Genomic DNA, 20,633 nt, shown 5'->3' with positions numbered 1-20,633 from the left:
AATTATGTTTACCAAAATCCTTATTGCCAATCGTGGTGAGATTGCTTGCCGTGTCGCTGCTACTGCTCGCAAAATGGGTATTCGTACTGTGGCAGTTTATTCTGATGCCGATGCAAATGCTGCTCATGTTGCTGCTTGTGATGAGTCCGTTTATATCGGTGGTTCTGAACCTCGCCAAAGCTACTTACGTGCCGATATTATTCTGGAAGCTGCCAAACGCACAGGTGCACAAGCCATTCATCCTGGTTATGGTTTCTTATCTGAGAATGAGGCCTTTGCTCAAGCTTGTGCAGACAACGGTATTGTCTTTATTGGCCCCCCTGCATCATCTATCTCTGCCATGGGTAGTAAATCTGCGGCCAAAGCTCTAATGGAAAAAGCTGGTGTGCCACTCGTACCAGGCTATCATGGCGATAATCAAGACCCAGATTTTCTGCAACAAGAAGCTAATCGTATTGGCTACCCAGTTCTAATTAAAGCCAGTGCAGGTGGTGGCGGTAAAGGTATGCGTATTGTCCCATCTGAAGCTGATTTTAAAGAGGCATTGAGTTCTTGCAAACGTGAAGCAATTAATAGTTTTGGTGATGATAAAGTACTAGTAGAGCGCTATTTGAGTAAGCCTCGTCATATTGAAATTCAAGTATTTGCAGATAGTCATGGCAATGCAGTATATCTATTTGAACGCGATTGTTCTGTGCAGCGTCGTCACCAAAAAGTCATCGAGGAAGCACCTGCACCAGGTATGACAGCAGAGCGTCGCCAACAGATGGGAGAAGCTGCCGTGGCTGCAGCTAAAGCCGTTGGTTATGTTGGTGCAGGGACGGTAGAGTTTATTGCTGAGCCAGATGGTCGCTTTTATTTCATGGAGATGAACACTCGCTTGCAGGTAGAACACCCAGTGACTGAGATGATTACTGGCTATGACCTAGTGGAGTGGCAACTACGTGTAGCCGCAGGCGAAGCACTACCTGCTCGTCAAGAAGATTTACGCATTCACGGGCATGCCATTGAATCACGCATTTATGCAGAAAATCCTGACAATGGTTTTTTACCCTCTATTGGTCAATTACAATTTTTCCGCTTACCTGAACATGTGAAATTTGAGCGTAGTGGTGCTATCCGTGTTGATGGAGGGGTAAGACAAGGGGATACAATCTCTCCTTTCTATGACCCTATGATTGCTAAACTTATTGTGTGGGGTGAAGACCGTGAGCAAGCCATTGCCCGTATGCAACAAGCACTTGCCGAAACCCAAGTCGTTGGCGTTAGTACTAATGTGGCATTTTTGGGGCGTTTATTTGCGAATAAGGCCTTTACGAGTGCAGATTTAGATACTGGGTTAATTGAGAAAAATTCAGAGCAGTTATTACCAAAAGCTCAACCCGCTACTACTACTGTCGTAGCCCATCTAATCGCTGCATTATTAGCCCAACGAGGGCAGCTATCTGCAACAAAACATACTCACCAACAAGCTGCAGATCCATGGGATTTTAACGATACCTGGCGTGTTGCCTCTGTATTCAATGAATCTATCCACTTACAAGATGGTGACGAGTGTCGAACCGTGTTGCTACAGCGAGTAGGCGGCGACTGGACATTCACTTTGGGCGAGCAAACGCTACCTTTTGTCTGGAAAGTAGAAATAGATGGTGGACGTTTTATCACGCATATCACGCTAGATGGTGTAAATTCTATGATGTCCGTTGTATTGACTGGTGAAAATGCTTATGTATTTGACCAAGGTAAAGTCACCCATCTACAACTCCCTGATGATTTGCATCATTCAGCTGATGAACAAGATCATGGTGGTAGTTTAGTAGCTCCTATGCCAGGCAAGATTATTTCGCTAGCAGTCAGTGCTGGTGATATTGTCAAAGCAGGACAAACTCTTTTAGTGATGGAAGCTATGAAGATGGAGCATACTATTACCTCTCCGAAAGATGGTAGGGTAGAGGAAATTTTCTATGCTGTAGGAGATCAAGTCACTGATGGTGTAGAGTTGATTAAGTTGGGAGAATAACCTTTCTCTTTGAATATCGACAACCCTCCTCCAAAAACATTTGAGCGGAGGGTTGTTTTCTTCGTCCCTAAATCACGAATCTACCCTCCCTATGCTACAATGCTTCATCATTTCAATGGACTGATAATGTGTTGATTACTCTACTGCACACATTATGGCTAATAGGTAATTCGTATGATGAAGACAATTTTTGTACAAGCCCATTTCAAACCTATATTCAAAGAAGTTTCTCAGAAAGTGGATACAGGTGAGACCAAAAAAAGTTGGTTAGGATATGAGAAAAAAGTTTACACCACCACTTATTCCACTGAAATCGTAGGATATTCAGATACTGAAGTTGACGGAGCACGGTTGTCAGAGGATATTGACAAAGCAGTCAACGAATGGTTAGAAAAGGGCTACAGGGTCGTCTGCATTACTCCTGTCATTTCTGGTGCATATAACTATCAGTACGATGACTCTAAAATTACAAGCTCCCCCAGATTTTTAAGCGATACCGAAAAAGTTAGCGGAGGCGGTAGCTACGGTTTTGGTTATGGTTATAGTTATACCGAAGGAGTAATTATTTTTCTTGAAGAAGTAAAATAATCACTAGGAGTGAGGGATGAGTAGCGGCTGGAAAAGACAGGGAATCGCCAAGCTTACCTAAACTCAATCATATTAAGGGCCTAATCAAGAAGTCTTTTTTTACAAAAACTAGCCATGCTTTCTTAGACCGATTAGTTAGCAGAAATCGGTCTAAATGTAGCTGTACTATTGAATAATCACAGTAAGACTATGATACCCCACATAAAGTCCTATAGCTAAAATCAATAGACCTGAAAAATAAGGGGCTTTGCGGGTAAATTCCCCAAAACCTTTCCAGCGTTTTGCCGCATACCGCATCCCAAATGCTGCCACTAATCCCGATGCAACAAGTGTGATGGCTAATCCAATACTAAAACATAAAACAAGCGTTGCGCCAAGTGTGATTTTTTGTAGTTGTAAACATAGAAGCAAAATAGTAATAGAAGCAGGGCAAGGAATTAATCCTCCAGTCAAACCAAACATCACAATTTGACCTGTAGTCACCTCTCTACCCGCAAAGCGACGTTGAATATCTTCTGCATGTGCTCGCTCATGTGCATCTTGATATTCACCCTCAGTTAATAAATTTAAATCATTATGTGTATGATGATGTTCGATCTCATGAGTATGTTCTGTTTGATGTACAGCTATTTGCCCATCATGGTGTGAATGCTCATGATGCGTATGTCCATGACAAGGTGTATGACCGTGCTCATGGGGGCAATGGTGTCCATGGTCATGATGGTGGTGATGTTCGTGGTCATGATGGTGACACCCTATATGCTGTCCATACCATGTCCGCCATAACATCCAAATTGCTACCCCAATAATGATTACCGCAGAAATAAGTTGAAAATAAGGCTCTGAAGTCTCGGCATTCCAATGCTGTCCAAAATACAACCCTGCCATAGCGATAATCCATACCACTGCTGTATGAGAGATTGTCGCTGATAAGCCCAACAACGCCGCTTGAGTAGGCGTACCTCTCACCGCCACAATAAAAGCCGCCATCATGGTTTTGGAATGCCCTGGCTCTAACCCATGCAAAGCACCTAATAGAATAGCACTAGGAATGAATAACCACGCATTACCTTGTTGTAAAAGGGTTGCGAACTCTGTCATGCTTTTCTCACTATAAAATTTTAGTGAATTTATTATACTCCCCCCTAGTATAAATATACAACCCCCCAGTATACAAAAATATGGTATATTTATACGTTATAAGGAGTTGAACTATGCATACCATCAAAGATAAATCAAAGTTCTTAACCCGTGTAAGACGTATTCAAGGGCAGGTTGCTGCTTTAGAAAAACAGTTAATGAATGAGGGTGACTGTGCCGCCGTCTTACAGCAAATTGCTGCTATTCGAGGGGCTGTTAATGGGCTGATGGGAGCCGTTATAGAGGGGCATATTACCGACCATTTAATTAACGAGCCAGAATTAGAAAAACGACAACAAGATACTGATGTGATTTTGCAAGTAATTAAATCGTATTTAAAATGATCCATTGCAGTCTTGCTTAAATGCGATAGGATGAAATACGCAAGGTTTAGGCTTGTTTAAGCAAGGCTAAACATTCTTTATAACATATTGATTTATAAACATTATTTTTTGTTAAGCAAGATTTGAGAGAAAATAAGCAAGGTTTAGGCTTGTTTAAGCAAGGTTCAATTTTTCTTATAATGCATTGATTTATAATAAAAATTTATTATTAAGCAAGATTTGGGGGAAAATAAGCAAGGTTTAGGCTTGTTTAAGCAAGGAGTGCTTATAACAAATCTAAATATTCATCTATAGCACTCTCATAGACATCTGTCAGCTCAGACTCTTCTCCTGATTCCTCGGCATACTGGAGGTAGTCATCTCGACAAAGCACAATCGCCTTTTTTAATTGTGCTTTATCTTCGACCAAGGTCGATAAACTCATAATGACTTGTTGAGCTGCAAGTTGTTTTAGCATTAACTGATTATTACTCTCCACCAACGTTAACACTAAATCTTTTAGCTCATCAAGTTCATTTTCAAGAGCTGCAATGCGTTCTTCTGTCATAGACATTCCCTTAGGATTAAAGTTATCAAAAGAATCCGTGGATGCCATCTTACCAGATGCAGTACCAACAAACTAACACAGTAAGATTCTTAGCAACAAAAAGACCGTATTCTCTTAATCATCACAATGTTGATGACTTACATGAATCACGGTCTTTTTTATTCCACCACTCTGCTATCTCCACTACAACTGCATAAACTATGTAATCTAACCAGCCAACGCAATGCTATTGAAATGAAATTCTACAGAGCTTGCAGGCAATCTTTATTTACGCACTTTCGCAATTAAATCGTCTAAACGAGCCAGCAATAAATCCACCTCTTCACTAGTGATATTTAATGCCGGCATAAAGCGAAGCAAATTAGGGCGAGGAGCGTTTAATAATAACCCCTCTGGCACTGCATCACGAGCAGCAGCGACTAACTCATTACCATAGTCACCATCGAGTAATAAGGCACGCAATAAACCTAAACCTCGTTCGCCTTTCATGCCATACTTATCTGACAGTTTAAGCAATCCTGCCGAAAGTTGTGCCGCTCGTGCTTTAACGCTATCCATAAACCCTGGAGCCATTAAGGTATCAAAAACAGCCACCCCCACCGCCGTCATCAACGGATTACCATTATAAGTACCCCCTTGGTCACCATGGTCAAATACAGCCACCTCCTCACGTGCGAGTAAAGCAGATAGCGGCACACCACCACCGATACCTTTACCCAAGGTCATAATATCTGGGGTAACCCCATAGTGTTGATAAGCAAATAACTCACCACAACGACCATAACCACTTTGTACTTCATCGACGATAAAGAGAATGCCTTTTTCACGAGTAAGCTCTTGCAAACCTTGCATAAACTCTTTAGTTGCAGGAATAACACCTGCTTCACCTTGTACTGGCTCAAGCATTACCGCAACGGTTTGGTCGTCAATTAAGGCACGAACAGAGTCCAAATCGTTCAAAATCGCTTTAGGGAAACCATCTACTTGAGGAGGGAATTTTTTATCCCATCCCTCTTTACCAGAGGCGGACATTGTCGCTAATGTACGACCATGGAAAGCATGATCCATGGTGATGATTTTATAAGCGCCATTGCGTTTTTTCTGCCCCCATTTACGGGCTAGTTTAATAGCCCCCTCATTGGCTTCTGCTCCGCTATTTGCAAAAAATACACGGTCAAAAACAGACGCTCCCGTTAAGCGTTTAGCTAACTCAATAGAGGGGAGATTGTAAAAAGCAGGGGAGGGATTAATTAAAAGATGAGATTGCTTATTCAACGCCTCTACAATAGGCTTAGGATTATGACCCAAACAATTTACTGCCCAACCTTGGATAACATCCAAATATCGCTTGCCATTGTGATCTTCTAACCAAGAACCTTCTCCTTTAACAAACACAAGCTCAGGACGAGAAGTAATATCCATCAATGACTGAGTATCAGCGAAATTGAATGCCATGGCAGCGCTCCTTATAAATAGGCGACAAAATAAAAACTATTGTATACGTTTTTTTGTAAGGATGCTTGTTATCACTAAGTCTGACGTGCTTGACATTGAATGGTTAAGATATAAACTGTTTTATTCCCCTCATCAACAGTATATATTGCTAAATAATTATCCACCCATAACTGGCAATAATAATCAAATAATAACCATGTATTAATACCTATCCTTCTGCCATTAGTACTTCTTGTTCTGTCCCTGCTATCACTCCTTCGATTATTTTTCTTACGATAAGTTATCTCACTACACTCTGTTCTTAAGTAATAATTGCACTCTATTATCCATAATGTAATGGTTGAAGAGTTTCATTTTTATAAGACATGCTATCCAGGTAAAAACGACGATAATTTCTAAAAGTTGCCACGGAAATTTTCTGTTCAGTTGCCATCTGAGAGGCTAAAACAACGCAACCAGCATCAAGCAAAGTATTTTCATATTTTTTCATCAATTCACGAATTTCCTTCTTGAGACTTTCATCTTGTTCTGCAAAGTCAGAAATGAGAAAAAGCAATTGAACTTGGTAGGATTCATTATCTTCTAACTCTTTATCTGGATAGATATCTACATATATACCCAAGATATCCTCATTAAGCTTCTCCGTATCTTTCTCTCGTTTTCTTTTCTGCCACTGTTGATTAAAACGATTTTCAAAAACTGTCGGCAAAGCAGGGCGATTATATCTAGCAGCTAGCCAATCTGCAAATTGTTGACAGGTCTTAGCATCCAAGGCCATATCTATATCAGGAGCGATTGCCTGAATCATTTGGTAAATTGCGTCTTTGCTTAATTTAATTTTTTCATGCGCCCGAAGCTCTAAATAAATGTTCTCTACATTTTCACCCTCATTATTAAGCGCTTTAATATGTAAGTACCTAGGATGCTTGTTGTACATTAAATTACCATTTAATGTGTCTATTTGTCTGGCAATGATAAACTCAATAAACTTCTCTGTATCAGGTGAAGCACATACATCACAAGACTGTGAGGCAACAATTAACAGAATATTACTGTCTTCCCCAAAATATTCTGGTAGTAATAGACGCAATCTTGCCAAGTCTTCTCTCTTAACAAAAGAGCCTTGTCTCCAATTATGTTCTTCTAGCCATGAACGCATGATGGATACCTATAATAAAGGGGTATTTTGAGGTAATTGACGCATCAATGCTCTTCCTAGAAAGAGGATTCGCTCCTCATCCAGCGATGGTAGTATCTCTAGTAATTGATTACTAATGCCTTGTTGTGAAAGCATCTTACCGCTGGGATAACCTAAATTATGCCAAGAATTAGCTAATGTATATAACTTAAAGAATTTCTCACGTGATTTATTTCTAGGGATGTGGTTATTCTTTTTCCAGTTATAAACCGTTTTTCTTTCTACTTGTAAACATTCTGCTAACTTTTCTTCGCTCAAAGAAAAAACAGTCTCAATAAAGTTTACCTGTTTTTCCACATCCAATTTAATTTGAGCAACTTTTGTTTCAAACGTTGCCTGAGAAAGCACTTTTGTATTTACTGCCAATAAAGATGCGACATATACACTACCTCCACTACCGACATGCATACTAATCCCTACGACAAGAGAGCAAATAAGTGCACCAGAGCTAGATAAAGAAGGCATTATTTCCATGACTGGAGCCCCTCTTTGGTGACGATATTCCAAAAACATTCTCTGGATAAAGCATGTAAACCATTTAATTTGTCAACAATGTGTGGTGCACTAAAATTAATATCCTCATCTCTGGTCATGCTTTCCCAAACATGATCAAAATCTAAAATAATGCGTTTGCTAGCAAAAGAAGCCACTTCAGGAAGCTTAATCGGCAGCTGACCAACATCAGGCAACACGCTTAAATTATGGCTACCATATAGAGTTCGTATGGTCATATGCCCTTCTGTTGTCTGAAAAACAAATTCACTAGCTTTACGAACTAGAGTACCAATGCTTTCTAAATGAGCATGATAAGAAATATCGAAATTCACATATGAAGTGATATCTGCACCTGTTGTGTCATCCATGACAAGATCCGCAAAGCGTAATCCCAGTCTTTGCAAGGCAGAGGGATGAATGATGTCCTCTATAATTCTCAAAGTTTTTGAGCAAAAGGACTTGAATCCATCAAAACGATTATAGACACTAGAAACGCAGAACAGTCGATTAGATTCAAGCACTACTGCTTGTTGCTGTAGTTTGTTTGTAAAAACATATCGTGGCACTGCAGTGATATTAATCCCATCAGGCTGTAATGTTAGCTTTTGGGATTGTTGTTCTTCAAAATACGGCAATTGTTCTCGTAAACACTCTTGAACATCAGGGACGAACTTGTCTATCTTGAGAACGTCAGGAAATCTGAACTCCGCCAATACAAATAACAACGGTTGCTTTTCCAATTTATAGTAAGCAATATCATCCATGTGAACACCCGACAATCAAAATGAGTAATTTATTTTACACAAAAAATTACTCAAATAGTACTTTTTCGAAAAATCAACGTTAACAAACAATTCCTCTTTTATAATTTCCCAAATATTCATTGTAAGCTATTACTGAACCTTGTTGTCTTATAATTGTATCGTGCATTTACCCCAGAGCACATCTTTTATTTCAAAATTTAAGCACACCTATTGATAACATTTTCTGTATGAACAATCCTTACATCGGTCGTTTTGCCCCTAGTCCCAGTGGCCCTCTTCATGATGGTTCACTTGTCGCTGCCATGGCGAGTTTCCTAGATGCTAGAGCTCATCATGGGAAATGGTTATTGCGTATTGAGGATATTGATACCCCTCGTGTTGTAGAAGGTGCTGACCTTGCGATTATGCAGCAATTACAGACACTAGGTATGCACTGGGATGGGGAGGTGATTTGGCAGTCTCAGCGATTAGCACGTTATGAAGAGTGTTTTCAAGCATTGATAGCACGAGGGTTAGTCTACGGTTGCTCATGTACACGCAAAGAAATTGCCGATAGTGCGATAGCCTTGGGACTCCATGAAAATGGACAATATCCCTATCCAGGTACTTGTCGCCATGGGACAAACAAACCACCTAGAGCATGGCGTTTAATCATGCCAGACAAAGAAGTGACTTTTGAAGATCGTTGGTTAGGTAGGCAAACGCAAAACCCTCAACACGCTATCGGTGACATTATTATCAAAAGGGCAGATGGTTTATTTGCCTATCAGTTAGTCGTGGTTATTGATGATATGGATCAAGGCGTCACCGATATTGTGCGAGGACAGGACTTACTCGACTCCACCCAGCGACAGTTGTGTTTGTATGATTATCTTTATCAAAGTGGTTTATCTCACCATCATCAACCACAGGGAAACACAACAGTAGCTCCATATCATTTTTCGCTACAACACAGCTATCCGCGTTATATGCACGTACCCCTTATCCTCGATGAGCAGGGACGTAAACTCTCTAAACAAAATCACGCCCCGGCAATTAGCACAGCTAACGCCCTAGCAAGTTTGGAAAAAGCATGGGTAGCTTTAGGATTTGAGCGGTTTAGTAGTCAAAATATTGAGGACTTTTGGCAGCAAGCGATAACGAAGTGGGCAAAACGGTTTCTAAACATAAAATAGTGACTTTCTCAAAAGTTCTAACTTAAAAGCCACTGGAACCATAAACATCGCAATCTAAACATTAAAACAAAAGTTTATAAGCCTACCCAAAATCGCTCTTACGATACACTTCATAATTTGAGTAAGTCAATATCCATTTTCTGACCACTTAAATAGTATTCATATACCATTTTGGCGGGTAAAAGTCTCACCTGAATGTCCACCAAACCCAAAGATTGGAACATATCTAACGATACCGTTCCCTTATCCTGTATAGCATCACCATCTGTAGGGAGTAAAAAGCAGTTTTTAACGTCAGAAAACTGATGTCTCTTGATAAATTCCTGATAGGCTAGCTGATACCAATACTGTTTTGTAATGGACTCAATACCGGGTTGTCCCTTGGGGGGCTCGCCCAACTCAAGAATTGGCCTATAATACTTCGCATCAAAAATAATAAATTGATTCTGCTTAATTGTCACTAAATCAGGTACTAATGTACTTGTTGCTGTTTTCTGTGTTGCACTCCAGTAGGGCTTCTCAATCACTTCTTTAAGTGTAAGCCCTTTATACCTATCCTCTTGCAAGGGAGAGGGCAGTGTTAAATCTTCGACATTAGCATTTAGCAGATTATTCATCACCTGAGAGCAAACGTGCTCCCATACCATATGAAAGCTGTTTGTCCCAAAAACAAAAAAACCATCATCACCGTAAGTGCTATTACCATGGCTCAGGTACAGATGCAATTTTTTTAATAATCTTTGTTTCCGAGTATTGAATTGAATCTGTCGTTCTTTCTCTATCTGATGCAGGATATATTCTGTGTCACCTAAATCTTCTAAGTCTATATCCGTCAACTCCACTGCCGTTAGCCCAAATAAGGACAGTAATCCAAGCGTTTGGAGCTTATTCGATATTTTTGTTAAAACACATGAATGCAACAGCCTTAGAAAATCTTCTTCATTTGTCCTTTTTCTTTTCGTTCTTAAATCCATATAATAAGGACGTTGGTTAAGGAGCATAGGGAAGGTCTCATTTACTGTCTTATCCCAAACAATTTCCCCTTCTCCGTTGTTTTCGATAATGGTTTCTGTATTACTATACAGTCCATATTCATAGTAATCTTGCAACAAAAAAAGCATAGTAGCGAGAAAGTTAAGGTGTTGCGACTCCTCGCTACTTTCTAACGACTGATATTTACTTGATTTGTATTTACTTAAAACTTGAAGTACTTGACTTAACGCTTCATGAGGCTGAAGATTATCAGACAAATATTTAGGGTAACACTTTAAAACGCATCCCCCTATAACCGCCACCCCAACAAAGGCAAAGACATAAAAGCAATCTCTTTCGTTCTCAGTGTCAATAATTTCGCAATCATCGTCCAATAGCTCTGACATATCCTTTTGATTATTAGATGGCCTAACCATCTTCAGAATACCAAACGCTTTAAGTTTGTGAATCAAGCGAATAGCCTCTTCCTGCGTTTGATGAAATACCTGACATAGCTCATCAAATCGATATCGTCGTTGTTCTTTCACAAACACAGAAATCATGACTAACATCCTCTTAGATACTGCTCTTATGTGATCCTGCAATACACACTATAACGACGACAAGCCCATCGCAGCCTTAATACTATCGTGGAAAATATGGACTCCCTTCTCATCAAATGCTTTGCATATCGCCGAATACTGAAGTGCTTTTCCACCACATCCTGCAAACAAAGTTTGGCGTTTTTGTCTCGCCGCATCTTCAAACAAATACATCAATACTTTATTCTTAAATACGCGAATAAAATCTTCTCGGTTGATGTCTTTACCTTCTGGTGCAACAATATTCTTTGATAAAAAATAGGGGCCCAGTAACTTGTCCTCATTGATTTTTTCTTCTATCAAAAACTGGTTAATCGCCTTTCTAAGTTTATTCCATTCAATCTTTTGAGACTCTGACAGTTGCACATATTTCCCTGCAATCTGCTCTTCTCCATTATCAATATCCAGATATGTAAAATCCCATCGTCTTTTAAACGCCGTATCCATTGGAAATACCCCTTGATCGGCACTATTCATCGTCGCCCAGATATACATATTCTTAGGAATACAAAGCGTCTTATAAGCCTCCGGATTACGACCATATAATTCTTTGGCAAGATACTGTTTAATATCCTCAGAAGTCTGTATAGGATATACGCTCGCACCCTCGTCATTTCTATCAAGAAGCTGAAAAATATCGCCAAAAACAGCAGCGACATTAGCACGATTAATCTCTTCGATAACAAGTACATGAGGTTTAGAAGGATTTTTCAATGCCTTCACATAAACTCGCATAAAAGGACCGGGGACATATTCATAGGCGATATTGGAGGTATTCTCTGGCTGATCTGATACGAACTGAACGTATTTACTGATGGCCTTGCCGTGATTTATTTCTACCGTACTTTTTGAGTCCTCGCCATTTTTGTTCTTAACTGTAACCTTAGACTCTTTATCGTTATCAGCTTTACCCATAGCGATGCCTACCAATAGAGGAATTCTCCACAACCCATCCTCAAATTCTCCTGCCTCAAAAAGTTTATATAGCTCCTCATATTTTGTTTTAGCATCTTTTGTATCCTTTAGTATGGACACTACTCGTAAAACCTCCTCGTCCAATGGTTGCGAGGAGGATTTACCCACCATAACAGGTTTATAAGTTCCCACAAAATGTGCATAAGAATAGTCTGGATGAAAAGTAACTCGCTCATAATGTGTATCCTTATCATCCCCCAGCAATACCTCAAGATTTTTATTGAGCGTAAAGCTTTTACCTGTCCCGGGTGCACCAAAAAGAATGTGATTATGGGTAACATTCTCTCTTTCCTCAGTCGACTGATGAACTTGATTTACTGACATTGAAATACCTCTTATAACTGTTTTTATGAGTCATTTGTTTGTGATGGAATTTATCCTAGACTCTACAATACGAGTAGAAAATCTACCACAAAAATTTCTTTTCAAAAAAAAGGGGGGGGAATATCCCCCCCCGAGGAACTTATACGACAAACTAATTAGGGATATAGTCATATCCATCACTGTCATTGGCTTCAAAATAACCTTCGTAAAATTTCCATGAAGTCATTACCTTGGCTCCGCCGAAATATGAATCTACAGCACCCAACATATCTGACTCTGCCTGATATGGTTCTAAGGCACTAAGCAAAGATTCTGGGACAACAAAATCTTTGCTAGGAGCACTAGCAATATTAACAATATCATCATCAATATCGTCATCGATATCATCATCAATGTCGTCATCAATATCATCAATGTCGTCATCAATATCATCATACCGGACGTCTCTATCATAATCAACATATTTGCCCTTCAAGCTATCATCTGGTCGTTCACTTGTAACTTTTGCGATATTGTCAATCACTTCTTGTCTGAGAGCTTTTACCCTCTCTTTGCCTTCATCCTTATTGCCATTATCGTAGAAAAGATACTCAGGATCCATGTACTGTTTTGCTAGCTCCTTCAGCTCCTTGAATGTCGGTGCAGATTTACCCCAATCAGATTTTACTTTGAGTTGAGCGACACATTCTATAATTTCATCCAGATGTTGATGCATAATCTCTTTCAATTTATCTGGTGAAATATAGTAATAATTATCTACACCTAGGAATAGGCCATCCTCTAAACGCTTGAAAGATGGAAAACACACTAAATTTCTTGGAGAGAATTTTTCTATTGTGACACCAGTAGGCAATGTAAGCTCTACCTCTTCTCTTTTCCAATTCAGTTTGGATACAACATTCCACTTGATGTCCTCACCATCAAGTAGACAACCCCAATCGAGCAAAACAGGTATCACTAAAAAGGGTAAGTTAAGATATTTCCTCCCTTTATCATCACTAGGTAAATATAATTCCACCGTTTCGGGAGTGTAATAGTTATAATAGAAGCGTCCGCCATATGCAACATTCCGTAAATAATCTTCTCCGACCTCCTTTGCAGTCTTACAAAACTCTTCGAATTCCTGTTTTGATAATTCCTCAACTCCACATTCTACGTGAGAACCACACATATATAATTTCAGTGGTTCTGTATCTTCTGAGATGGTTGTTTCCTCTTCCTCGTCATCAACATCACGTACTTTTTTTAATACAGCGTGCAATGGTGTACCATCTGCTCTTTTAAAGCCTGTCCACTTATCTGTGCGGTTTCTTAGAAAAATAACATTGACAGCCAAGCCGGGACGACATAAAAAGTCTCTAGGGAAGATGCAATAATCCCCCTCTCTGATGAGATCGCCGGAAATTAACAATTCATGTCTTTTTTTAATAAAACCTTCTTGATATTTTTTAGCCTCTTTAATGTTACCGTATGGAAACTTTGAACCTTTTAAAATCAAAAGACCCTCTTCGGTATATATGGCTTTTACATCCACACCCTCAACGGTAGAAAAAAATAGATTTTCCTCGTCTATATTAGACATAATCTCTCCTCTTTAGAAACTGTTGGATAAATTACCAAAGACGCAGCACTGCTTGTCCAAATGCCACCAGCAATGGTTGCCCGTTTAGCTGATATGTGGTGTCGTGAGTTGCACTAATTTTTGGTTTGATGGTACCACCTTGAATCACCCATGTATTCTCTATAGAAGAATCTCTTTTAGTTTTCAGTTCTTTACCGTTGTAAACCCATGTGTTCGCCCATGTAGAGTCTCTTTTAGTTTTGATTTCCTTGCCATCATACACCCATGTGTTCGCCCATGTAGCGCCAACCTTAGGTCTAAGTTCTTTTCCGTCACAAAACCAACCATTACCCAAAACAATCTTAGGCATATTCTTACCTCCTAATGTAGTTCGATGAAATTCAAAAAGACTTTCCTAGAATATAAAAAAAATAAAGTCAATGAAATTTTTTACAATAAAGAACATTTCAAAATTAAATTATTTTATTTGCGTATTATGTTGGTTTTTCATGCTTATGCGACACAAGTTGTCGCTATTGCCTGCTATTATGAATAGGGAATATTTTTCATTAACCTATGCCTTATTATTTTCCCTCGTCCGGTACTAGCCAATACTCTCTTTGCTGTGCGTCCCTCTAATCCTCGATGAGCAGGGACGTAAACTTTCTAAACAAAATCATGCCCCGACAATTAGCACAGCTAACGCCCTAACGAGTTTGGAAAAAGCGTGGGTAGCTTTAGGATTTGAGCGGTTTAGTAGTCAGAATATTGAGGACTTTTGGCAGCAAGCGGTAGCAAAGTGGGCAAAACGGTTTACATAATCCATATGCTAAAACAACGACTATCTATAGGTGAGTTTTGCCTGTTGGTTTAATTGCGTCTGTATGATTTTCTGGACTTTCTTACTAACTCCCATCTCATTGGCGAACACCGCAAAGTGACTAATCGCGTCTTTCACTTCACCAATGACGAGTAGAGCATCTTTCCATTCAAGATTGGCCTGATACGCAAGTGTTTGAATAGCAGCCAATGGAGGGGATTTACCAAACCCCGCATAGGAGGTCATGTGTTCACCATAAGGGGACGGACTGAATGTCACATCATAGCAAGGAGATAACTGCCACTCTCCTTTATCATTCTGCAAAAATGCAAAATTCTTAGTATGATCATCCTGGTTGAGAGCATATAGATTAAACATCGCTCGCCTAAATTGCATTTGACCGGCACGCATATCTTGGCATAGCAAATTACTTACTTTTATCAAATCCAAATAGTCAAAACATGGCTCACGGAAGTTTGCCTCTAATAGGCCACAAATCGTTAAAGTATGTTTTCTACCTAGTTGTGCATTCTCTGTTGCCACACAATCAAACCGTTTCGTCGCTAGCCACTGTGTGGCACCTGATTTTTTTGGTGCGTCTAATAAACGCCATACAGGAACATCAATCCCTGCTTTTTCTGCCAAGCGAAGATAAACTGCCTCACACAATCCTTCATCATACTGTAGGGGCAAATTTTTAGAGGTAAATTTTACGAGCCAAGGCTCATCATGAGGACGATATTTAGTATGACAATGCGCATCATCATTTTTTGTAAAAAACACCTGTGCTTTAGGTCTAGCCCCTCCTGAACTACCCACCTGAGCCAAGGCACCAAGTACTTCATCGGTCTGACCATCAAAAATAGCCTGCGCTTCCAAACCTAGGGTAGACAATAATATTGTTTCGTCACTTTGAGACGAGAAATCAGAAATGGGGTAATACGACAGTGCCCCAATAGCTGTATCTCCCACATAAGCTAACCGTTCTAAGGGAGAAATAGTAAAAAGAGGGATTTGATGCTGAGTAAACACTCTATCCATCAGTAGTCGTCCCCAACCATCAGGAAGACTATCAGCAAAAACAGAATGTAGGCCCTCAAATAGTTGTCGAGGAGCGAGTTGAACACTGCGATTAAACACCAATTTAAAAGGTGATAAATTCCCTTGAGGAAACTGATTTAAATAACTCTCATCATACTGGAAGAAAATGCCCTGTTGATTTTTTGCCAATACTCCTACTTTGACCCGCTCTGCTGTAGATAAAGTACGCCAAACTTCCAATTTCACCGTATTCATTTTTTACTCCTAGGTAATCTCGGCATCACCACTCGACGAGCAGGACGAGAATCCATTAACACCTCCTCAATCGATGTAGGCATAGGAGGCTCAGGGTGCGTAAGAGCATACAATCTATCTAGATCATCCAAAATCTGCCATAACATCAACAATTGCCGTAGAGAAATCTGACCCGTGAGTTCAAATTTCTTAATGGTCGCCTCAGGAACAAGACTAACCTCAGCCAAGCGACGACGAGAGAGTTTTTTCTCCTTACGCTTATAGCGTAAATATTGTGCCATAGCTAATTGAATATCATAGGAAGAGTGCAACTGTAGTTTCATAATAATAGATACTATAATATCTAAAATTATTATTTTAGCCTATTTTTGGATATTATAGTATACATATATTAATGTTCACCTAATGGCTTATTAAGGCAATTCATTCTACAAAAACACTGTATTATCTCCCTCCTCTATTTGACCACAGCCTCTACCTGTCATCTTCTTGCTTCTTACTTTCTTAATGGCAGCAGGCGATTATTCGGTAGCCAAATCAGTGAAGGTAGAATTTTCCACAACGATAGGCTGCAAACCTCCATCCAACAACTGCACCAACAACAATTCCCCATCCTTCCCTTGTCGAAATTGTGCATAACGCGCCCCTAAAAAACGAACCCACGTAGAAAGGGGCATCTCCACACCATTAGGAATAAAATAGTGATGTGGTCCTGACAGTTGCCATCCCTGCATATTTTGTACTACCCGAACCCAGCGGTCACATGAAGAAGTATTGGGGGAGCTATCACTCACGCCACAAAATCTAGCGATTCCCTTATCATCCGTTTTCAACAATAAATACAACTCTTGTTGATGCAGTATCTTTAGATTATCCTCCTTATCTCTTATTAACTGTGCACGTTGTTCTTCTGTGGTATGGGTTTGTTTATACTGCAAAAACGCTGTCAAAACTTGATAATTCAGCACCAAACTACCTGTTCGCGCCCCCTCAGATTGGAGCGGAGATACCAATTCCAACACCAGCGTTTCTCCAGTGTTCAGCACCTCCTCATACTGAGACACTTTATGGTTTACCATCCACAAAACACTCACCACACCTAAAGCCACACAGATGACCGCTCGATTTGTCACTCCTTTTAGACTCACAAAAATAAATGACGACTAGTGGTCGGTACGGTATCCTTCACACGCACCAACATTCCCCCTAAGCCCATCACCACACAAATCACCCAAAGGGCTTGCATTGCAATCAACAACACCATTGGTGGCTGGTGATAAATAAAATCAACTAAAAATTCCATATACAATATCTCTTTGCTTGGACAGGCGCCCCTTCATAGTCCATTCTACATCTATGCAACAAGTACATAGACTAAATTCGCCTACATACCAACCGACCAATAAAATTTATCCCTCAACCATTTCATCTTATTTCACCCAGAAAAACCTTTGATTTTATTCATTATTTTCAATAAAATCCTTGTTACCTCAAGCATCATCAGCGTTAGATTAATTCTTAACTTTATTGTTTTTCACTTGCCAAAAGCGGCTTCACTCTCGTATTATCCAAAAAATACATTTTCTGACAATTCCATTTTTATTAGAAACAAACACAAGGAATGCAATGAGTAAGACCTTAATTATTGCCGAAAAACCCTCTGTCGCACAGGATATTTCTCGTGCCTTAGGTGGCTTTGAACGTCACGATGGGTATTTTGAAAACGGGCAATACGTTTTATCTTCAAGTGTTGGACATCTATTAACGTTGTTTAACCCAGATGACGTAGTGCGTGGCAAATGGTCGTTTACTCATTTACCCGCTATTCCTAAAAAAGGGTTTGATATTCAACCAACAGACAAGAAGTCCCAGGAGCGTCTCAAACTTTTAGTCAAGTTACTCAAACGCAAAGATGTCAGTGCGGTTATCAATGCCTGCGATGCGGGGCGTGAAGGTGAGTTAATTTTCCGTTATATCATTCAATATGCGAAAGTAGACAAACCCATCCAACGTCTATGGTTGCAATCCATGACCAAGCAGGCGATTTTGGATGCGTTTAACCATCTGCGTTCTGATGAGAGTATGAAACCTCTTGAGGCGGCTGCACGCTCTCGTGCTGAGGCAGACTGGCTAGTAGGAATTAATGGTACTCGTGCCATGACTGCTTTCAATAGTAAAGATGGTGGGTTCTTTAAAACACCTATCGGTCGTGTACAAACACCTACCTTAGCCATTGTGTATGATCGTGAACAGAAAATTCGCCAATTCGTTTCTAAAGACTATTGGGAAGTATATGCTAGTTTCGTATCTGCTGCAGGCATCTACGAAGGACGTTGGATAGACAAAGACTTTAAGAAAGACCCTAATGACCCAGAGAAAAAAGAAAGTCGTTTATGGTCGGAGGCTGCGGCTAAAACCATCGTCATGGCATGCCGTAACAAACATGGTAATGTCACCGAAGAAACCAAACCACTCTCTCAATCCTCACCGGCCTTGTATGATTTAACTACATTACAGCGTGAGGCCAATGCGCGCTTTGGTTTTTCAGCTAAGACAACATTAGCGTTGGCACAAACGCTATATGAACGCCATAAAGTGATCACCTATCCTCGTACCGATTCACGTTATTTGCCTGAGGATTACGTGAATACAGTTAAACAAACACTGAATGAAATCGCTAACAGTGGCTCTGCCATGAACAAGGCGCATATTCCTTTTGCTAAAAATATTCTTAGCAAAAACTGGGTAAAACCAAACAAACGTATTTTTGATGATAAAAAAGTCTCTGACCACTTTGCTATTATTCCTACATTGCAAGTGCCCAAAGAACTTAGTGATGCCGAGTCCAAAATTTACGACCTCATCACTAAGCGCTTTATGTCTATCTTCTATCCTGCCGCAGAATATCGCGTGACCACACGCATCACGGTGGTTAGTGGTCATCACTTCAAAACAGAAGGGAAAGTCCTTGTCTCACCAGGTTGGTTAGAAGTCTACGGCAAATCAGCACAAGAGGGGGAAGATACTCTTGTGCCTGTACAACCCAATGAACAAGTTAAAACAGACGATATTCGCATCGCAGAGAATGCAACCAAACCACCTCCACACTATACCGAGGCAACCTTATTAAGCGCCATGGAAGGGGCTGGTAAGCTCGTGGAAGATGATGAATTACGTGAAGCGATGTCAGAGCGTGGTTTAGGCACACCAGCGACACGTGCAACGATTATTGAGGGATTGATTGCCGATCAATACTTGCGTCGTGAGGGACGGGACCTAATCCCCACAACCAAGACTCGTCAGCTAATGACACTCTTAAATGGTTTAAATATCAAAGAACTCACCTCCCCAGAGTTGACTGGCGAGTGGGAGCATAAACTTAAACAAATTGAGCAAGGAACTTTAGACCGTGACCGCTTTATGCAAGAAATTGCACAAAATACACAAGTGATTGTCAAACGTGCCAAAGAATATGAGCATGACACTATTCCTGGCGATTATGTCACGCTCAGAACACCTTGCCCTGCTTGTGGTGGCATAGTCAAAGAAAACTATCGTCGCTATGCGTGTACTTCTTGCGACTTCTCTATTACCAAAAACCCAGGTGGACGTAATTTTGAAACAGAGGAAGTAGAGCAGTTATTACATGACCGTACCATTGGTCCATTATCAGGCTTTATTAGCAAGCTCGGTCGTCCATTCTCTGCTATTTTGCGCCTCACTGATGACAACAAACTAGAGTTTGATTTTGGTCAAAATGAACAAGAAGAAAAAGAGGAAGTCGATTTTTCACGCCTCACGCCTATTGGCAAATGTCCTAAATGCGCCAATGGGAAAGTCTATGATGTAGGCATGAACTATGTGTGCGATCAGTCCGCCAATGAAACTAATCCTTGCGATTTCAAATCAGGCAAAGTCATCTTGCAACAAGAGATTCCGCAAGAGCAAATGGCAAAATTATTGACAACTGGTAAGACGGACTTACTGGAGGGCTTTGTCTCTAATCGCACCAATCGCAAGTTTAAGGCTTTCTTAGTCTTAGACAAAAAAGGCAAAATAGGCTTTGAGTTTGAAGAGCGCACAGCTAGTCCTCGCAAGGCTCGGGCATCAAGCACAAAGAAATCATAGATTCATCGTGAGGCGCAGTAGCTAAAATCCAGGGGAAGAGTATTCTGCTGCTCTGTAATTGTATTAAAAGGAGGATGGGTACAGATTCATCCTCTTTTTTATGCTCAATAGTTCGTGAAATTCTTGCGGATAAGTGCATTTTTTCACGAGTTTTGGTATTTGATTCTTTGCCCACTCGAACCTTAACTCTTCGGCAAGACACTCGTCACTTCGGCAGTGCAAATCCTCC

Annotated in this window: 20 protein-coding genes; 6 read left to right on the top strand and 14 right to left on the bottom strand. The window is 40.3% G+C overall.

Annotated elements, in window-relative coordinates; genetic code table 11:
• Positions 1 to 4: 4 nt before the first annotated feature.
• On the top strand, positions 5 to 2,020 hold the full coding sequence (locus HKX40_RS00435; RefSeq protein WP_171587596.1) for an acetyl-CoA carboxylase biotin carboxylase subunit: 2,016 nt from the start codon (positions 5 to 7) through the stop codon (positions 2,018 to 2,020).
• Between the two features lie 174 nt (positions 2,021 to 2,194).
• Entirely contained in the window at positions 2,195 to 2,608 is a 414-nt protein-coding gene (locus tag HKX40_RS00430; RefSeq protein ID WP_171587595.1) for a hypothetical protein, read from the top strand.
• Positions 2,609 to 2,773: 165 nt separating this feature from the next.
• On the opposite strand, the gene HKX40_RS00425 is transcribed toward HKX40_RS00430, so the two are convergent.
• A complete protein-coding gene (locus HKX40_RS00425; RefSeq protein WP_171587594.1) occupies positions 2,774 to 3,709 on the bottom strand; it encodes a nickel/cobalt efflux protein RcnA in 936 nt (311 codons plus the stop codon).
• A gap of 113 nt (positions 3,710 to 3,822) precedes the next feature.
• Between HKX40_RS00425 and HKX40_RS00420 the strand changes: the two genes are divergently transcribed.
• A complete protein-coding gene (locus HKX40_RS00420; protein WP_171587593.1) occupies positions 3,823 to 4,092 on the top strand; it encodes a metal/formaldehyde-sensitive transcriptional repressor in 270 nt (89 codons plus the stop codon).
• 265 nt (positions 4,093 to 4,357) lie between these two features.
• Here the strand turns inward: HKX40_RS00420 and HKX40_RS00415 are convergent, their stop codons facing one another.
• From HKX40_RS00415 to HKX40_RS00395, 5 genes are all read right to left on the bottom strand, one after another.
• Positions 4,358 to 4,639 (bottom strand): hypothetical protein, encoded by a 282-nt coding sequence (locus HKX40_RS00415; RefSeq protein WP_171587592.1) that lies wholly within the window; start codon positions 4,637 to 4,639, stop codon positions 4,358 to 4,360.
• Between the two features lie 264 nt (positions 4,640 to 4,903).
• Complete coding sequence (locus HKX40_RS00410; RefSeq protein WP_171587591.1) at positions 4,904 to 6,094, bottom strand: acetylornithine transaminase; 1,191 nt, start codon at positions 6,092 to 6,094, stop codon at positions 4,904 to 4,906.
• Between the two features lie 322 nt (positions 6,095 to 6,416).
• The gene (locus HKX40_RS00405; RefSeq protein ID WP_171587590.1) at positions 6,417 to 7,253 is read right to left on the bottom strand and encodes a hypothetical protein; all 837 of its coding nucleotides are present in this window, start codon (positions 7,251 to 7,253) and stop codon (positions 6,417 to 6,419) included.
• Between the two features lie 9 nt (positions 7,254 to 7,262).
• Positions 7,263 to 7,766 carry a hypothetical protein gene (locus HKX40_RS00400; protein WP_171587589.1) on the bottom strand — a complete coding sequence of 168 codons (504 nt, stop codon included), beginning with the start codon at positions 7,764 to 7,766 and terminating at the stop codon, positions 7,263 to 7,265.
• Positions 7,757 to 8,551: a TIGR04255 family protein gene (locus HKX40_RS00395; RefSeq protein ID WP_171587588.1), complete on the bottom strand. Its 795-nt coding sequence runs from the start codon at positions 8,549 to 8,551 to the stop codon at positions 7,757 to 7,759. The genes HKX40_RS00400 and HKX40_RS00395 overlap by 10 nt, the downstream gene beginning before the upstream one ends.
• Positions 8,552 to 8,778: 227 nt before the next feature.
• Between HKX40_RS00395 and gluQRS the strand changes: the two genes are divergently transcribed.
• The gene (gluQRS, locus tag HKX40_RS00390; protein ID WP_171587587.1) at positions 8,779 to 9,726 is read left to right on the top strand and encodes a tRNA glutamyl-Q(34) synthetase GluQRS; all 948 of its coding nucleotides are present in this window, start codon (positions 8,779 to 8,781) and stop codon (positions 9,724 to 9,726) included.
• A gap of 110 nt (positions 9,727 to 9,836) precedes the next feature.
• Here the strand turns inward: gluQRS and HKX40_RS00385 are convergent, their stop codons facing one another.
• The 4 genes from HKX40_RS00385 to HKX40_RS00370 all read right to left on the bottom strand — a co-directional run bounded on the left by HKX40_RS00385 (position 9,837) and on the right by HKX40_RS00370 (position 14,530).
• On the bottom strand, positions 9,837 to 11,261 hold the full coding sequence (locus tag HKX40_RS00385) for an LlaJI family restriction endonuclease (RefSeq protein WP_216605116.1): 1,425 nt from the start codon (positions 11,259 to 11,261) through the stop codon (positions 9,837 to 9,839).
• A gap of 48 nt (positions 11,262 to 11,309) precedes the next feature.
• Positions 11,310 to 12,599, bottom strand: coding sequence for an AAA family ATPase (locus HKX40_RS00380; protein WP_171587585.1), 1,290 nt, complete (start codon positions 12,597 to 12,599; stop codon positions 11,310 to 11,312).
• 151 nt (positions 12,600 to 12,750) lie between these two features.
• On the bottom strand, positions 12,751 to 14,181 hold the full coding sequence (locus HKX40_RS10575; protein WP_216605115.1) for a hypothetical protein: 1,431 nt from the start codon (positions 14,179 to 14,181) through the stop codon (positions 12,751 to 12,753).
• 31 nt (positions 14,182 to 14,212) lie between these two features.
• Positions 14,213 to 14,530, bottom strand: coding sequence for a hypothetical protein (locus tag HKX40_RS00370; RefSeq protein ID WP_171587584.1), 318 nt, complete (start codon positions 14,528 to 14,530; stop codon positions 14,213 to 14,215).
• A gap of 250 nt (positions 14,531 to 14,780) precedes the next feature.
• On the opposite strand from HKX40_RS00370, the gene HKX40_RS00365 reads away from it, so the two are divergent.
• Positions 14,781 to 14,981, top strand: a complete 201-nt coding sequence (locus HKX40_RS00365; protein ID WP_171587583.1) for a nucleotidyl transferase family protein — start codon at positions 14,781 to 14,783, stop codon at positions 14,979 to 14,981.
• Between the two features lie 20 nt (positions 14,982 to 15,001).
• Here HKX40_RS00365 and HKX40_RS00360 read toward each other — a convergent pair whose 3' ends face one another.
• The 4 genes from HKX40_RS00360 to HKX40_RS00345 form a co-directional block, all read right to left on the bottom strand.
• Positions 15,002 to 16,276, bottom strand: a complete 1,275-nt coding sequence (locus HKX40_RS00360) for a type II toxin-antitoxin system HipA family toxin (protein WP_171587582.1) — start codon at positions 16,274 to 16,276, stop codon at positions 15,002 to 15,004.
• On the bottom strand, positions 16,273 to 16,599 hold the full coding sequence (locus HKX40_RS00355) for an XRE family transcriptional regulator (protein WP_171587581.1): 327 nt from the start codon (positions 16,597 to 16,599) through the stop codon (positions 16,273 to 16,275). Before HKX40_RS00355 ends, HKX40_RS00360 begins: the two co-directional genes overlap by 4 nt.
• Positions 16,600 to 16,797: 198 nt before the next feature.
• On the bottom strand, positions 16,798 to 17,409 hold the full coding sequence (locus HKX40_RS00350; RefSeq protein WP_171587580.1) for a GDYXXLXY domain-containing protein: 612 nt from the start codon (positions 17,407 to 17,409) through the stop codon (positions 16,798 to 16,800).
• Positions 17,410 to 17,420: 11 nt separating this feature from the next.
• Positions 17,421 to 17,579 carry a hypothetical protein gene (locus tag HKX40_RS00345; RefSeq protein ID WP_171587579.1) on the bottom strand — a complete coding sequence of 53 codons (159 nt, stop codon included), beginning with the start codon at positions 17,577 to 17,579 and terminating at the stop codon, positions 17,421 to 17,423.
• A 323-nt stretch (positions 17,580 to 17,902) separates the two neighbouring features.
• On the opposite strand from HKX40_RS00345, the gene HKX40_RS00340 reads away from it, so the two are divergent.
• A complete protein-coding gene (locus tag HKX40_RS00340) occupies positions 17,903 to 20,404 on the top strand; it encodes a DNA topoisomerase III (RefSeq protein ID WP_171587578.1) in 2,502 nt (833 codons plus the stop codon).
• The last annotated feature ends 229 nt before the right edge of the window (positions 20,405 to 20,633 follow it).

This window comes from Pelistega europaea (assembly GCF_013133775.1).
Taxonomy (GTDB): Bacteria; Pseudomonadota; Gammaproteobacteria; order Burkholderiales; family Burkholderiaceae_B; genus Taylorella; species Taylorella europaea.
This window is presented reverse-complemented; position numbering and strand designations above follow the sequence as displayed.

Coding starts and splice junctions, on each gene's coding strand:
- HKX40_RS10575 (WP_216605115.1), bottom strand. CDS start 14,181: ATGTCTAATATAGACGAGGAAAATCTATTTTTTTCTACCGTTGAGGGT.
- HKX40_RS00425 (WP_171587594.1), bottom strand. CDS start 3,709: ATGACAGAGTTCGCAACCCTTTTACAACAAGGTAATGCGTGGTTATTC.
- HKX40_RS00435 (WP_171587596.1), top strand. CDS start 5: ATGTTTACCAAAATCCTTATTGCCAATCGTGGTGAGATTGCTTGCCGT.
- HKX40_RS00355 (WP_171587581.1), bottom strand. CDS start 16,599: ATGAAACTACAGTTGCACTCTTCCTATGATATTCAATTAGCTATGGCA.
- gluQRS (WP_171587587.1), top strand. CDS start 8,779: ATGAACAATCCTTACATCGGTCGTTTTGCCCCTAGTCCCAGTGGCCCT.
- HKX40_RS00360 (WP_171587582.1), bottom strand. CDS start 16,276: ATGAATACGGTGAAATTGGAAGTTTGGCGTACTTTATCTACAGCAGAG.
- HKX40_RS00405 (WP_171587590.1), bottom strand. CDS start 7,253: ATGCGTTCATGGCTAGAAGAACATAATTGGAGACAAGGCTCTTTTGTT.
- HKX40_RS00415 (WP_171587592.1), bottom strand. CDS start 4,639: ATGACAGAAGAACGCATTGCAGCTCTTGAAAATGAACTTGATGAGCTA.
- HKX40_RS00400 (WP_171587589.1), bottom strand. CDS start 7,766: ATGGAAATAATGCCTTCTTTATCTAGCTCTGGTGCACTTATTTGCTCT.
- HKX40_RS00395 (WP_171587588.1), bottom strand. CDS start 8,551: ATGGATGATATTGCTTACTATAAATTGGAAAAGCAACCGTTGTTATTT.
- HKX40_RS00410 (WP_171587591.1), bottom strand. CDS start 6,094: ATGGCATTCAATTTCGCTGATACTCAGTCATTGATGGATATTACTTCT.
- HKX40_RS00385 (WP_216605116.1), bottom strand. CDS start 11,261: ATGATTTCTGTGTTTGTGAAAGAACAACGACGATATCGATTTGATGAG.
- HKX40_RS00370 (WP_171587584.1), bottom strand. CDS start 14,530: ATGCCTAAGATTGTTTTGGGTAATGGTTGGTTTTGTGACGGAAAAGAA.
- HKX40_RS00430 (WP_171587595.1), top strand. CDS start 2,195: ATGATGAAGACAATTTTTGTACAAGCCCATTTCAAACCTATATTCAAA.
- HKX40_RS00345 (WP_171587579.1), bottom strand. CDS start 17,579: ATGGAATTTTTAGTTGATTTTATTTATCACCAGCCACCAATGGTGTTG.
- HKX40_RS00420 (WP_171587593.1), top strand. CDS start 3,823: ATGCATACCATCAAAGATAAATCAAAGTTCTTAACCCGTGTAAGACGT.
- HKX40_RS00340 (WP_171587578.1), top strand. CDS start 17,903: ATGAGTAAGACCTTAATTATTGCCGAAAAACCCTCTGTCGCACAGGAT.
- HKX40_RS00380 (WP_171587585.1), bottom strand. CDS start 12,599: ATGTCAGTAAATCAAGTTCATCAGTCGACTGAGGAAAGAGAGAATGTT.